At 35.7% G+C, this 14,739-nt stretch carries 13 protein-coding genes; 5 read left to right on the forward strand and 8 right to left on the reverse strand.

What is annotated here, in order from left to right; all coding sequences use genetic code 11:
• Nucleotides 1-31 precede the first annotated feature (31 nt).
• Nucleotides 32-1,825 (forward strand): ABC transporter ATP-binding protein, encoded by a 1,794-nt coding sequence (locus L2B55_RS12950; RefSeq protein ID WP_237846374.1) that lies wholly within the window; start codon nucleotides 32-34, stop codon nucleotides 1,823-1,825.
• A 195-nt stretch (nucleotides 1,826-2,020) separates the two neighbouring features.
• Nucleotides 2,021-2,344 (forward strand): DUF3276 family protein, encoded by a 324-nt coding sequence (locus tag L2B55_RS12955; protein WP_237846375.1) that lies wholly within the window; start codon nucleotides 2,021-2,023, stop codon nucleotides 2,342-2,344.
• 61 nt (nucleotides 2,345-2,405) lie between these two features.
• Here L2B55_RS12955 and L2B55_RS12960 read toward each other — a convergent pair whose 3' ends face one another.
• Entirely contained in the window at nucleotides 2,406-2,981 is a 576-nt protein-coding gene (locus tag L2B55_RS12960) for a TetR/AcrR family transcriptional regulator (RefSeq protein ID WP_237846377.1), read from the reverse strand.
• Between the two features lie 125 nt (nucleotides 2,982-3,106).
• Between L2B55_RS12960 and L2B55_RS12965 the strand changes: the two genes are divergently transcribed.
• Complete coding sequence (locus tag L2B55_RS12965) at nucleotides 3,107-3,571, forward strand: hypothetical protein (RefSeq protein ID WP_237846378.1); 465 nt, start codon at nucleotides 3,107-3,109, stop codon at nucleotides 3,569-3,571.
• Nucleotides 3,572-3,651: 80 nt separating this feature from the next.
• On the opposite strand, the gene L2B55_RS12970 is transcribed toward L2B55_RS12965, so the two are convergent.
• A complete protein-coding gene (locus tag L2B55_RS12970) occupies nucleotides 3,652-4,665 on the reverse strand; it encodes a glycosylasparaginase (protein WP_237846383.1) in 1,014 nt (337 codons plus the stop codon).
• A 142-nt stretch (nucleotides 4,666-4,807) separates the two neighbouring features.
• Here L2B55_RS12970 and budA point away from each other — a divergent pair, with 142 nt between their 5' ends.
• A complete protein-coding gene (budA, locus tag L2B55_RS12975; RefSeq protein WP_237846385.1) occupies nucleotides 4,808-5,605 on the forward strand; it encodes an acetolactate decarboxylase in 798 nt (265 codons plus the stop codon).
• Nucleotides 5,606-5,711: 106 nt separating this feature from the next.
• Nucleotides 5,712-6,809 (forward strand): redox-regulated ATPase YchF, encoded by a 1,098-nt coding sequence (ychF, locus tag L2B55_RS12980; RefSeq protein ID WP_237846390.1) that lies wholly within the window; start codon nucleotides 5,712-5,714, stop codon nucleotides 6,807-6,809.
• 67 nt (nucleotides 6,810-6,876) lie between these two features.
• Here the strand turns inward: ychF and L2B55_RS12985 are convergent, their stop codons facing one another.
• The 6 genes from L2B55_RS12985 to L2B55_RS13010 form a co-directional block, all read right to left on the reverse strand.
• Nucleotides 6,877-7,473, reverse strand: a complete 597-nt coding sequence (locus L2B55_RS12985) for a heavy-metal-associated domain-containing protein (RefSeq protein WP_237846391.1) — start codon at nucleotides 7,471-7,473, stop codon at nucleotides 6,877-6,879.
• Nucleotides 7,474-7,523: 50 nt separating this feature from the next.
• A complete protein-coding gene (locus L2B55_RS12990) occupies nucleotides 7,524-9,746 on the reverse strand; it encodes a TonB-dependent receptor (RefSeq protein WP_237846394.1) in 2,223 nt (740 codons plus the stop codon).
• Between the two features lie 77 nt (nucleotides 9,747-9,823).
• Nucleotides 9,824-10,222 (reverse strand): HYC_CC_PP family protein, encoded by a 399-nt coding sequence (locus tag L2B55_RS12995; protein WP_420854506.1) that lies wholly within the window; start codon nucleotides 10,220-10,222, stop codon nucleotides 9,824-9,826.
• Between the two features lie 112 nt (nucleotides 10,223-10,334).
• Entirely contained in the window at nucleotides 10,335-11,465 is a 1,131-nt protein-coding gene (locus L2B55_RS13000) for a histidine decarboxylase (protein WP_237846398.1), read from the reverse strand.
• A gap of 132 nt (nucleotides 11,466-11,597) precedes the next feature.
• Complete coding sequence (locus L2B55_RS13005) at nucleotides 11,598-12,893, reverse strand: type IX secretion system plug protein (RefSeq protein ID WP_237846401.1); 1,296 nt, start codon at nucleotides 12,891-12,893, stop codon at nucleotides 11,598-11,600.
• An 82-nt stretch (nucleotides 12,894-12,975) separates the two neighbouring features.
• On the reverse strand, nucleotides 12,976-14,541 hold the full coding sequence (locus L2B55_RS13010; RefSeq protein WP_237846404.1) for an alkaline phosphatase D family protein: 1,566 nt from the start codon (nucleotides 14,539-14,541) through the stop codon (nucleotides 12,976-12,978).
• Nucleotides 14,542-14,739: the final 198 nt, after the last annotated feature.

The raw sequence follows: 14,739 nt of genomic DNA on the forward strand, positions 1-14,739 counted from the left end.
CGATATTTTTGTTTTCGTATATCTCTTAAAAATGGGTGAATTAAAATACCTTAATAAATACCTTTTCCGTTACCGCTATCGCTTGCTTTTAGGAATTTCCTTCGTGATTATTTCGAATTTTTTCGGAGTTATCCCTGCTCGAATTATAAGACGGGCCTTTGATTTGGTAAATGAGAACATAACCCTCTATAAACTATTTTCTGGATTTAATAGCCAAGAAAGCATTTACTCCGTTTTCGGAAAAACCATGTTGATCTTTGGACTAACCCTGTTATTGATGGCCATTTTAAGGGGAATATTCTTGTTCTTTATGCGCCAGACTATAATTGTTGTGTCACGCTTAATTGAATATGACCTTAAAAACGACATTTATAACCATTATCAACAATTGTCTTTGGCGTTTTACCGTCGCAACAATACAGGCGATTTAATGAATAGGATTACAGAAGATGTAAGCCGGGTTAGAATGTATCTGGGACCCGCTATTATGTATACCATAAACACGATAGTGCTGTTTTTATTGGTCATCTCAACAATGGCAAGCATCAATTTAAAGCTCACATTATTTTCGTTACTACCCTTACCGTTAATGGCTGTCATCATTTACTATGTAAACTCCATTATTCATCGTAAAAGCGAACATATTCAGGAACAGCTTTCCAACTTATCTACCTTTACTCAGGAAACTTTTGCCGGAATGAGAGTTTTAAAGGCATATGTACGAGAAGAAACCGTTCGAAAAGATTTTGAACAGCAAAGTGAAGAGTATAAAAAACGTTCTCTGAGTTTGGCAAAGATCCAGGCATTCTTTTATCCAACTGTATTGCTGCTGGCTGGTATGAGCGTGGTGTTAACTGTTTACATAGGCGGCATCGAAGTTAACAATGGCAATATAACACCCGGAAATATTGCGGAGTTCATTGTTTATGTAAACCAGCTCACCTTTCCGATGATGTCACTAGGCTGGGTTACTTCCCTTATACAAAGGGCTGCAGCATCCCAAAAACGAATTAATGAATTCATGAATATTGAACCTGAAATTCAATCAGCTATCAGTCAACAAGTTCAAATTAATGGAAAAATTGAATTTAAAAACGTAAGCTTCACGTACCCTGATACAGGTATTGAAGCATTAAAGGATGTAAGCTTTGTAGCTGAACAAGGTAAGTTTATTGCATTTATAGGACGTACAGGATCGGGCAAATCAACTATTGCCAATTTAATTGCCCGTATGTATGATACGACCGAAGGCATGGTGTTAATAGATGATAAAAGCATTAAAAACTATGAAATTAATAACCTGCGAAACTCAATGGGGTTTGTTCCGCAAGAAGTGTTTTTATTCTCTGATACAATAAGTAATAATATTTCTTTCGGAATACATAATATTGAAAAGGAGCAGGTGTATGACGCTGCAAAGAAAGCTGCTGTTTACAATAACATTCAGGCATTTCCACAAGGCTTTGAAACCACAATTGGCGAACGGGGCATAACACTTTCGGGCGGACAGAAGCAACGTATCTCAATTGCAAGGGCAATAATTAAAGAACCTCAAATTATGATTTTTGATGACTGCCTTTCCGCAGTAGATACAAAGACTGAAGAAGAAATTTTAAGCAATTTGGGACAAATAATGCAAAATAAGACCAGCATTATTATAAGTCACAGGGTTTCATCGATAAAAAATGCCGATAAAATATTTGTTTTAGACCAAGGATCAATCATTGAAAGCGGAAATCATGAGACTTTATTGGACCTAAAAGGCGAATATTATGAATTATATGAAAAACAATTATTAGAAGAAGAGGAGTTATTAGATAATTAGATTACATAGTGTAATTATTTTAGTATAATTAAGAAGTAGCCTTTTAAAATTTGCATTAAACTCATTTTTAAACACACTGATTTTCAAATGATTATTTTTTTTAAAAAAAGTTCAAAAAATACCTATTTTTAATATTTGGAATTTTGAAAATTATTACTTTATATTTACGCCAAGCTAAACTTATTGACACTAACAATGGGAGATTTTGATAACAAAGAGCGCGAAGAAGTATTCTCTAAAAAAGTAAGAGCAGGAAAACGTACTTATTTTTTCGATGTAAAATCGACACGTGCGGGAGATTATTATATTACCGTAACAGAAAGTAAAAAACGCATGGAAGATGGGGTGTTTGTGAAACACAAGATTTTCCTTTACAAAGAAGACTTCGAAAAATTCGCTGAAGGCTTGAATGAGGTGGTTGATTATATCAAATCGAACCAGGATGTTGTTGAAAAACGCTACGAAGCTTACGAAAGCAATGGCGTTCATGACAAAATTGATGACGATTTCTCATTCTAACCCCAAAATATTAAGATTAAGATAAAAAAAGCATGATTAGTACCATGCTTTTTTTATGCCTTTATTTTTTAATGCTTAACCAACAAGATTCAATAATATCCCCTAAAATGATATCTTCATTTAAGTTAATTTCATTGTTATGATGAAAACGAACTAATGCTATTATTGGCCCATATACCAATGACAACAAAGCGGTTAAATGCATTGGCTTTAAATAACCTTGATCTATTCCAACACCTAAAATTTCATAAACCGGAGCAAGTATTCGTTCTCCTTTTCTTTTAGTGGCTTCAACAATAAACGGAGAACTCGAATATTGTTCAATAAATTTAAAAACCTGATCGTTATTTAAATAAAAGTCATAAAGAGCGTGCCAAATCGATGTAAAATTGACTTTATAATCAACTCCTTCATCATAAGCATTTTGCACAACGTCATTAATTCTATGACGAATTTCCAAGAACAGATCATTAATCAACTCTTCTTTACTTTTAAAATACAAATAAATTGTTCCTGAGGCTACCCCTGCCTTTTCCGCTATTAATTTCATAGACGACCCATGAAATCCATTTTCAGTTATTATTTCTAAAGATGCATTTAAAATCGACTGACGTTTATCAGTTATTTGGGTCTTCATTATACATTTATTTGGAACATAAAGATAGAAGTAAATACCAAAAAATGAACAACCATTCATATTTTGTCGAAACAATATTTTTAACGAATTTTAGTTTCTACTCAAACCCAAAACATAACTCTATCATGAAAAAATTATTAACGACAACACCTACATCGAGATTTATTTTCGTTCTTGGATTTTTAATTTCCTTAACAACCTTCGTTCATGCACAGCATTTCCGATCAGGCTATCTCACACTAATAAACAATGATTCAATTCTGAAGCTAGATAGCTCAAAATTTAAGTTAGATAATAGCAAGAAAATCGATCTCAGCAAAAAATCGTCTAAAAAGTTGTTTAACCTGGATCATAATCTTGACCTCAATGAAGCTTTGCAATTAAATCCAAATTGCTCTGAATGTAAAGCAGCATCAAATGAAAAACCTCTTTATATTTTAGACGGGAAGGAGATAGACAATGACACCTTTTCAAAACTGCCGTCGGATAAAATTAAATCCATTTTATTTTACAAAGGAGAAAAAGGTATTTTGTTATATGGCCAAAAGGCCAAAGACGGAGTGATTTGTATCACTACAAATACAGAATAACAAAAACAGAATAATAAGTAATGCCCAATCTATTTATTCAAAAGATTGGGCATTTATATTGAATACAAGGTACTGCTAAACTAAAACAAATTTTTGCCTTTTAACACGATATCTTCATCGTTTGACTTTACAGCATAGGTAAATCCAGCCTGCAAGCAATAAGCACCGTATTCGCCACGCTTATTAAGAGCAATAAAACCTATTTGAACTTCTTTTGCTTTTTTAGGATCTCTTTTAGCAATGCGTTCAACAGCTTCTTGACAGGCTTGTTGTGGGGTTCGACCTTGACGCATCAATTCAACCACCAAAAAGGAACCTACAATTTTAATAACCTCTTCTCCTACCCCAGTAGCTGCAGCCCCTCCTATTTCGTTATCTACAAACATTCCGGCACCTATAATCGGCGAATCGCCCACTCGTCCATGCATTTTGAATGCCATTCCACTTGTGGTACACGCCCCCGAAAGATTTCCATTTGCATCCAAGGCAATCATGCCAATGGTATCGTGATTGTCTTTCCCTCCAGGAAGCTTCTTAGGAGCAGCTTTTCGGTTTTCGATATTCATTACTGGCTCATACTTTGAAGTTTTAAGCCATTCTTTCCATGCTTTTTCAGACTCAGGAGTTAGCAAATTTTCTTTTTTAAAGCCATTTTTTAAAGCGAACTGCAAAGCGCCTTCTCCAACCAACATCACATGAGGGGTCTTTTCCATAACCATGCGTGCCACTGAGATGGGATGAACAATATGCTCCAGTGCCGCAACCGAACCAGCATTACCATGTTCATCCATAATGCAGGCATCAAGCGTTACGCGCCCATCACGATCTGGAAATCCGCCCAATCCTACACTTTGATTACTTGGGTCTGCCTCAGGAACACTCACCCCTTTTTCTACTGCATCTAGTGCTCTACCTCCGGTTTTCAGCACATCCCAAGCTGCTGCATTTGCGGCTTGGCCAAAATCCCAGGTAGAAATAACAATAGGCTTAGCATTGACTTTTTTGCTATCAGATTTGGCTAATGCATCTAAAACATAGGTTGAAGACACAGCAGCTAAACCTGCAGCCTTAACAAATTTCCTTCTATTAATCATGTTTAAAGATTCTAATTGATTTTGCAATAAAATTAAAATCCACATTTATATTTGGCAATCTTTTTAAAATAATTTTAATGCTCGGACATTGATTCCATATTACTATTATTGAATCATTGAAATAACCATTAATATTTATCCATTGAAACTGAGATTTTTACTATTTAGTTGCTTACTGCTAAATGCAATAAACAGCTTTTCACAACATGCTATCAACAATTCAAAGCGATTCAATCATTTTTATCAATATGGCGTAGCTGATGCCTTTATAGGAGGATTATACAAAGGCTCACTCACGCTAAAAGAATTAAAACAACATGGAAATTTCGGACTGGGAGCGCCAAATTTGCTCGATGGGGAACTGATCATTTTAGATGGAAAAGTGTATCAATCGAAAGCAAACGGAGAAACCATTGAACCCAATAATCAAACCACCACATCACTTTCATTTGTTACCTTTTTTAAAGCCGATACCAGTTTTACTGTCAAAGATGAGTTAAACCAGAAAAACTTTTCAACCTCTATTATGAATTTCCTAAAAGACAAGAACGGGATGTATGCGATTAAAATCACTGGAAAATTCAATACTGTAAAAACGAGGGCATTTCCTCCCTTCAGCCAGGAACCCTTTCCGCCTCTGTCAACCGTACTTGACAAACAACAATTCTTTAATTTACAGAACATTGACGGCACTTTAATTGGTTTTTATCTGCCGGGTTATTTAAATAGTGTAAGTATCAGTGGATTGCATTTTCATTTCCTATCAAATGACAAGAAACACGGAGGTCATGTTTTGGATTATGGAGGCAGCAATTTTAGAATTGAAATAGCACGACTTTATGGATTTCAATTAGACGAGCAAAATGACCCTTCACTACAACGATTCGAATTTAAAAAACAGGTTAATGAATCATTAGATAAGGTTGAAAAAGGCCATTAACTGATTTAAAATAAATATGTAAAGGCAGATTCTTTGTCATGCTTTCCTTTATCCTTTAATAAAACCGTATCTTTGCGCCTGATTTTAAAAACCGTACAGATAGAATATGGCTTTACAATGTGGTATCGTGGGACTACCAAACGTAGGTAAATCTACTTTATTTAACTCTCTTTCAAATGCAAAGGCACAAGCGGCAAATTTCCCGTTTTGTACCATTGAGCCAAATGTTGGGGTAATTACCGTTCCTGATGAACGTTTAAATAAACTGACCGAGTTAGTTAACCCTCAACGTGTGGTTCCTAACACGGTTGAAATTGTTGACATTGCCGGATTGGTAAAAGGTGCAAGTAAAGGAGAGGGATTAGGCAATCAATTTTTGGCAAATATTCGTAATACCAATGCTATTTTGCACGTATTGCGTTGTTTTGATGATCCTAATGTTGTGCACGTTGATGGTTCGGTTGACCCAATCCGCGATAAGGAAATTATTGACACTGAGCTTCAGCTGAAAGATTTAGAGTCAGTTGAAAAGAAATTACAGAAAGTTGAAAAATCAGCCAAAACTGGCGATAAAGATGCTAAAAGAGCCGTTGAGGTTTTAAGCGCTGTTAAAGAAAAACTACTTTCAGGGCAATCAGCACGTGCAGCACAATTAGAAGAAAAAGACTTTGAACATGTTGACGACATTCACTTATTAACCCTTAAGCCGGTTATGTATGTTTGTAATGTTGACGAGGCATCAGTAAATACCGGCAATAAATATGTTGATATTGTTCGTGAAGCTGTTAAGAGTGAGAATGCTGAAGTATTGATTATCTCTGCTAAAATCGAGTCTGAAATTGCAGAACTTGACAATTATGATGACAAACAGCTTTTCTTGGCTGATTTAGGCTTAGAAGAATCTGGTGTAAATAAATTGATCCGTGCAGCTTACCGCTTATTGAACCTGGCTACTTATTTTACAGCAGGAGTACAGGAAGTAAGAGCCTGGACCATTACCTTAGGAATGACAGCCCCTCAAGCGGCTGGAGTTATCCATACTGATTTTGAAAAGGGCTTTATCAGAGCTGAGGTAATTAAATACAATGATTTTGTAAACTTAGGTTCGGAAAATGCCTGTAAAGAAGCAGGAAAACTTGGTGTAGAAGGAAAAACCTATGTAGTGGAAGATGGTGATATTATGCACTTCCGTTTTAATGTGTAATTGAAATTCCTTTATAAAAAGCGAGGCCGATTCATCACAGAATCGGCCTCGCTTTTTATTTACCTGGTTATTGTTTCACAACCTCGGCATGATACTTCAATGATTCACCTTCAGGACTAAAGCCCTCAATAATTTTCTTCATTTCCTCAACAGAAAGCTTCGATTGATCAAAAACAACTTTAGCAATTCCGGATTCAAAGTTCACCTCACTTTGCTTTACACCTTTATGCTTATACAAAGCCTTTTCAATTCCTTTAGCGCAACCGTCAGGACATGTCATCCCTGTTACTTTAAAGTATACAGTTTGAACTTTTCCTTTCGATACCTCCTGATTGCTAATCTCGCGCGGATATTGACAGCAACCGTGAAGTTTGTCATATACCTTATCCGGTGCTTTTATACCATCTGTATCATGACCTGCATCTGCAACAGCCTTCTGAATACTCAGTAAGCTTGCAGGGGCTGTAAAGCTAACCTTCAACTGTTTGGTAGCACTGTCCCAATCTGCAGCTTGAACACCTTCCACCTTTTTAGCAGCACCTTCAATCCTGTTTTCACACATGCCACAATTACCCCAAACCTTAAAACTTTCTGTTTTAATATCCTGAGCTACTGAATATTGAGCAACAAAACTCAATAAAGCAGCTGATAAAATAAATTTCATTTTTTTCATTGTTTTTCTTCGTGTTAAATTGATTAAACTGGTTTACTATTTTAACGATCTATTTTATATCTGAATCCTGCATAAACTCTTCTCCCTTCAATTGGCCCCCAAATGTATGAAGCATCAAAAAAGCCTGTATTGGGATTTGATGCACCCACAATGTAATTCTGTTGACGGAAATCCAATAAGTTTTCAGCACCCAAATACAATTCAAAATTTCTCCAATTACGTGTGAGCTGAAGATTTATAGTCGAATAAGATCTTGAATAATTATTGTAGTCGCTAATTTCTGGTTGAAATATTTCATTCAAATAAGGCATTCTCTTGCTACCAAACCATTGCCAGGTAAAGTTGGCGTTCCATTTACGATTAAATGATTCATAAAACAAAGATGCTACTGTTCTGTGCTTAGGAACAAAAGGTTCAACAATCCGTTGTCCATCCGTTTTACGAAATACATCAAGGTACTTGTAAGCCACTTTTAACTCTACAGGTTTCAAAATGAAATAAGCAGCTTCTACCTGAATGTTATTAGCAAACGACTTACCTGTTAAATTGTGAAAGAATACTTTTGTTGGGTCAGTATCATAGTCGGGAATAATTTTGTTGGAAAATTGCGTTTTGTATAGATCAATTCCGATACTCCCTTTTCTATAATCAATTTCGAACTTTCTATTAACGTTGAAACCGTAGTTAAGTGCCTTTTCAAACTTTAAAGGTTCTTGAATAACAACTTCACGGTTACTAACCTTAATATTGGCATTTTCGGCTAGAATATTGGCTGTTTTAAAACCTGTTCCTACAGAGAAACGTAAGTCCGTGTTTTTATCCACTGACCATTTCACATTGCCTCTTGGCGTAAATACCAACTCACCGTTGGCCCAATCGGCACGTCCGCCAACAATTACCGACAGAGGCCTATTACCAGAACTGGTATAAGTATTCTCAACAAATACTCCTGGCATATTCAAATCGTTGTTCAGCATTAAAGTACCAAACTGCTCATTAATTTTATCCAAACGATAGCTTGCCCCTGCATTAATTGAATTATGCTTACCTATGGCTTGGTTATAGATTAAACGAAGGTTTAAGCTTTGCTGACGGCCATTATTGCTGCGAGGACCATAAAACCCACTTAAATCGTGCAGAACATACGAATATTGTAATCCCAGACTTTTATAATTACCTGAAGGAACTACAAAACCTGTACGACCATAGAATTCGAATCTAGTTGTTTTTAACTGCTGCCCATAAATTGATTGGTCAAGCTGATTATTATTGAAATTAAAATGAGATTGTCCTCCCTGACGGTTTTCATTCAAGTATTTTATAGAATTTTGAGAAAACCAACCATTACCCGCTTCATATTTCCATTTGCTCAATACATTAATATTTTGCAACATAGGCATATCAAGGAAGGAGTCTTCATTTTGATCCATCTTTAACTTAAAACGATCAATATGAAATGAAAATAAGGAACTTAAGTCTTGGTTAATCTTAAACGTTTTATCAACATTTAGTTCAGCGCGAGCATAACCATCTAAATACCCGTTAACAAATAGTTTATCTGCCCTCATTGGATCCTTTAACTCCACATTGATCATTCCACTAATTGACTCCGGACCAAAAACTACTGAGCCAGGCCCTTTAACAACGTGAATTTGATCAATTTGAGTTCCCGGAATACCATATACTCCATAAGTAGTACCCAATCCTGTAATAACGGGTGCGTTTTCCGTCAATATTTGAGTATAAGAGCCGGCCAGTCCAAGTACCTGCAATTCTTTGCTACCTGTAACACCATCCCTATAGGTAACATCCACAGTGGTATTAGTTTGAAAACTCTCACCTAAATTACAACAAGCAGCTTTCTTAAGCTCTTTCGACGTAAGGATCTCGGTCTTTCGTGGTTGTACGGAAACCATAGTCGATTCACGCTGTTGAGCAACCACCACTTCGTCAAGTTGCTTTCCGTTAGATTTTAAAACGATTTTAAGACTCTTGTTATCGTTTACTAAAATTGTATCAGTTTGTAAGCCCACAAACGATACAATCAGCCTGCGATCGGCAATACCTTGAGCATTAATTGCAAACTCACCATTTGCATTTGAAAATATCCCTTTCGAAGTATTAATCCATGATATGCTTGCTCCTTCGAGCAAAACTTCTTTATTCTTGGTATCGAGCTCATACACCTTTCCTTTAACAATTTGCTGTGCACTTACCTCAAAACCAATTAAAGCTATTATTAAAGCTATTAAAAATGGTTTCATAAAATATCAAAATCTGTATGACAATAAAATTCTAGGCAAAAACAACATGTTTTCGCAAATACATCAACAGAAAATGATCAAATAAGAAAAGTTTGAGTAAGAAGAATAATAGGGCAATTTCGGGGCGGAGGGCCCTTTAAATTAACAGAAATTGCAGAATGGAGATCGGTTAAGCTATTCTGAAAAGAAATACGGTATGCAAAAAGGAACAGTTCAACCGGAAATAGTTTTGCCTGTTCAAACTTTGCTATTGAAAGAAAATCATCTTTGACTTTGAATGTTTCCACCTTATTATGGCAACAATCGCTTTTAGTTTCAGTAGAAGAGTTATCAGTGTCATCGTCGCAACAGCTGTCAGCAGCAATCATGACACTTGCGCTCTGTAATTTATTGCCACAATAATGAGCATAGACACTCACTCCTACTACATTGAATAGAAATAAAATGCTCATTAGTATAGCGATAAATTTTTTCATTGCTGCAAATCTAAAAAAATATAATTAGAATGAGGTAAAGCTATTGTTACATATCCCACTGATTATATTATAATTACACAGGAAAACAAGAAAGCACCCTGTGTAATTATAACTATTTAAGCACAACCTCTTGTTGTTTTTGAATGTCTGAAATCAATTCATCAATTTGTTGTTCAGTCACATTGGGCATACAAATAACATGAGACCATCCTTTTTCTGATGCCAATTGCCATTTTTTACGAACCATTTCGTGAGGTTGAGGAAATACTACCGTAATGGCATTAGGATTTCTCCAAGCCTCAATACCGATAGATTTTAATCGCTCCTCAACATAATTTGCCACCTTTAAACTATGTTCAACACGTTTTTTTAATCCTTCATAACCCAGTGTTTTAATGGCATACCATAAAAAAATTGGACTATGACCATTTCGTGATCCGGTAATAGTGGTATCTAAGCTACCAATATAAGCCACTGAGCGTGCAATACGATCACGATGTGATTTCTTTACCAGTAATACTCCAGAAGGAATTGGAGAGCCTATAAATTTATGTCCGCTCACAGCTATGCTATCAGCACCATCCATAAAGTCAAAAGCCGGGCGCGGTTCTAAAAACGGACTGATACTACCCGATAAGGCTCCATCACAATGAATATAATAATTCTGTATGGCTGCATCGTTTAGAATAGCTTTGATTTTATTGATATCGTCTTTAGCCTCAGTCATCGTGGTGCCAATATTTGCCATAATAATCACCGGCATATGACGATTCATTCGAATGGTATTGCTCAAATCCTCGTAATCGATTTCCCCATTTTTTTGAGTTCTGATCACGATGTTAGGCATATTGAGCAAATGAAGATTTTTGTGTACACTATAATGTGTTGCAGCAGAATAATACACCATTCCTTTCGGGTGGAGTTCCCTGGCCATATACAATCCGTACATATTGCCTTCCGAACCGCCATTGGTCACATAACCCCACCAATCGCTTTTTGGTGCACGGAAAATTTGTGCAAAAAACTCAAGAACTTCCCTTTCCATTTCACGAGAATCAACTGCGTAAGTGCATTCGGCAAAGGGATCTCCTAAGTTATTGATCGGGAATTTTAACAGGTTAACAAGCTCAGAATAATCAAAATCTTTAGAAACTGGATAGCCTAAAAAATTTCGCGTATTAGTTTCGATTTTCTCGCATAACGACTCTAGTTTGCGCTGATCTTCGGCACTTAATCTATTCATAAATTATAATTGATTGGTGCGCAAAGATGTAAAATAAATGAGGATTAAAGAGACAAAAAATCCTACAAAATACATTCAAACTTAGAACTATTAACTTGACATTCCGCTGAAATAGTTCTTGTCCTACAGTTTTTAACGCATAATAAAATACCCTCTTGAATTAAACCTCCTTACTCCTACCAATTCATCATACCTCTTACCGGGAGGTTTATAATACACGTAAATTGTGTATACATTATCGGTTTCAAAATGACAACCCTCGGTTTGGCACATATCGGAGACCGTTTGATCGTTAGGCACAAAAACATATGAGAAATCATAATAACCTTGTTTAAATAACTGTTGTGTTTCAAGCTTTTGAGTTATTTCATTAAAATGCAACTGATAATCTTCTTTTATCTGATAATCTGTTAGCTTTCCAAACAGATAATAGGCCCCAGCATTTGAAGGTGGTGTATCAATCAATGAAAAATGCACGCAAGTATAATCTGCATCAGTTTCTGCACTGCCTGAACCATCTTGATTACGAATGGCGTAACCTCCATTCAAATCAATAAAAGTTGAATAAGCTGATTGTCCATAGTTGGCATCTGGAAATAGAAAAACATCCGTTTTATTTTTCTCTTTTACAATATCTTTAATTCGCTGACTAAAGAATCGCAAACTGCGCGTATCAAAATTTCTGAACTCACTCCCGCCTGGAAATGTTCCCGAATCCATATCATTATATACTAACTCGTTTGTGCGGATAAATGTTGGTTTCAACCCTGTTATTGCGTTATCAGGTCTATCATTTTGGGTGATGACCACTTTTACTTCGGCCATAGGGTTAGAGATATTCAGGGCGGGATGCAAAATATTAAAATTGATTTTTTGCGTTTGCGTTCGAGCTTTTACCACAGTACCTCGGGTTACTTCAGCTGTAATATTTACCAATGATTTGGCAACGCAAAACCTTCGTGTAAGCACTAACTGATCAGGATCATTATTCAGATATACTTTTAGCAAATAGTTACCTGAAATAATCGGCTTCATGGTGTTTGAAGGAAACTTTAACGAATAATGAGTGTATGACTTAATTGTATTAAATGAGTAACTATAATCAACTATCCGATCTTCGGTATAACCATCCAAATAATCAATAGTTGAAAGATTACTGGGTTTCCAATCGGCAGTGCAATGCACAATGGTGTAGTAGTAATCTTGATTACCTGCATTTATATCATCAAACTGAAGGAGTAATTGTTCTCCGCTTGCAAAGATTATAATTGGTACCGTAGACTCTTTATTGATTATATTTTCAAACTGAACAGTTTTAATATTTGTTTTATAAATCCAGTCCTGGTACCTAAGCTTCTCATTTTGTGCATAAGCAAATGAGAACACCCCTATCATAACTATACATAAAACAACAAGCCTAATTTTCATTCGTAGTTGATTTTTTTACTAACGTAATAAAAAAAAACCGTCATCAACGGATAACGGTTTAACTTAGGGTTTGGTAATTGGTTTATTTTTCTAAAACAGGTTTTCCGTTTGGAATGCTTAGTTCTGTTTGTGACTTTAATTTGAACTGGCCATCAGTTAATATTTCTTTTGAATAATGCCACTTTACTGCAATTTTTTTCTGACTTATATTCATCTCAACAAAACCATGATCTTTTAAATTAGCCATTTTAATTTGTGGATTATATGTTTTATTTAGACAACGAACTTCAGCAGCTATACCATTTGTTGAGTTAACATCTGTTAAGCTCGGGCTAGAAATAGAAGGAACAACAATTTCTACAGCCTGTGCAAACCTACCAGTTGCAGGGTTGTATTTTTCGGTTAAATCAGCAACTTCGGATGCCAGAGAGCCATTAAAACCGCCACTTATAAATACAATATTTTTTAATTCAAACGCTTTCAAAAAACCCAATAAGCTCTCTTTCTCCTTGGGATGATTATCCCAATAATCAGAAGATTTGATACTAGCCCAATCTACATTTACTGAGTTCAAGGAACTTAATAAATTTTGAGAGGCTAAAAGTTTCCAGTTAGCTGTTGAATAATTTAATTGTTTGGTGAGCCATTCTTTATGCAAAGGATCAATAAACAAAGCTTCTTTTGCAACTGCACCTTCGGTACTGGCAACAAGATTACCTTTTTCAAATGGCTGGGTATCAATCATTATAAGATCCAACATTTTTCCAAAACTGAACTTACGCTGAAGTTCGGTCTTCTTTACACGTACTGGCAACCACTCAACATAAGCCTGTTCTGCAGCTTTGCTTTTTTCAGTCCAGTTAATAGCATGATCATTTGAATTGTTTAAGGATTGATTCTCCCAAACGGCAATAAAGGGATACTTTGCATGAGCCAACATTAGGTTCTTATCCAAATGGTATTGTGCATACCTGTTTCGATAATCCTGAATTGTTACTGGTTCGGCACCCGGAATTTGTCTACGATCGGCCAGATCTCCGGAATGTTCTTGATCATCAATATATCCAGAGAGAACAACAACAGCACTTAATTCTTTCAATTCGGTAATACGCTGATAGGCACTGAAGTAACCGACTGAATAATTATTGCCATCAACAAAAGCCAATTTTATTGGTAAATCAGATGTGGGGTCAACAGCTGTTTTGGTGGTTCCTATAATGGACCGTTTGCCAAAAGCTTCAAATTGATAATAGTACGTTTGATTGGGATCAAGACCATCGACATCCACTTTTACAGTAAAGTCTTTGGATTCATCAGTTGCAATGTCTCCGGAACGAACAATATGATCAAATGCCGTATCGGTTGCCATTTTCCAGCTGACCGAAAATGCCAACTTCCAATCGTTATTGGAAGCCTCTTTATGCGTTGGGGTAACCCGAGTCCAGATTACAACCCGATCTGGTAAGGGATCTCCAGAAGCAACGCCATGATAAAAAGGAGCCATTGATTCAGCTAATTGAAATCCCTGGTTTTTAAGATAATCTATATAGGTTAAACGTTTAATTTGCGCATGAACAGTTTCTATTTGAATCAAAATAAAAACCAACGATAACAGAAGAGGGTTAAATAATTTAAAAGGTTGTTTCATTTCTCCAGGAGTTTTATCCTTGATTTGTTGACACAAACTTCTAACTCCAATGTTAATACGGGGTTGATAAATTTTTATTAAAAGGTAAATGTTTTGTTAAAAATTAATCAACTATTAAACAATTAATTTAACAATAATTTATATAAAACAAATTAAAACTAGTTTAATTTCAATTTTGTATATTGATAACCGTCTGAT

The sequence above is a fragment of the Solitalea lacus genome (assembly GCF_022014595.1).
Taxonomy (GTDB): Bacteria; Bacteroidota; Bacteroidia; order Sphingobacteriales; family Sphingobacteriaceae; genus Solitalea; species Solitalea lacus.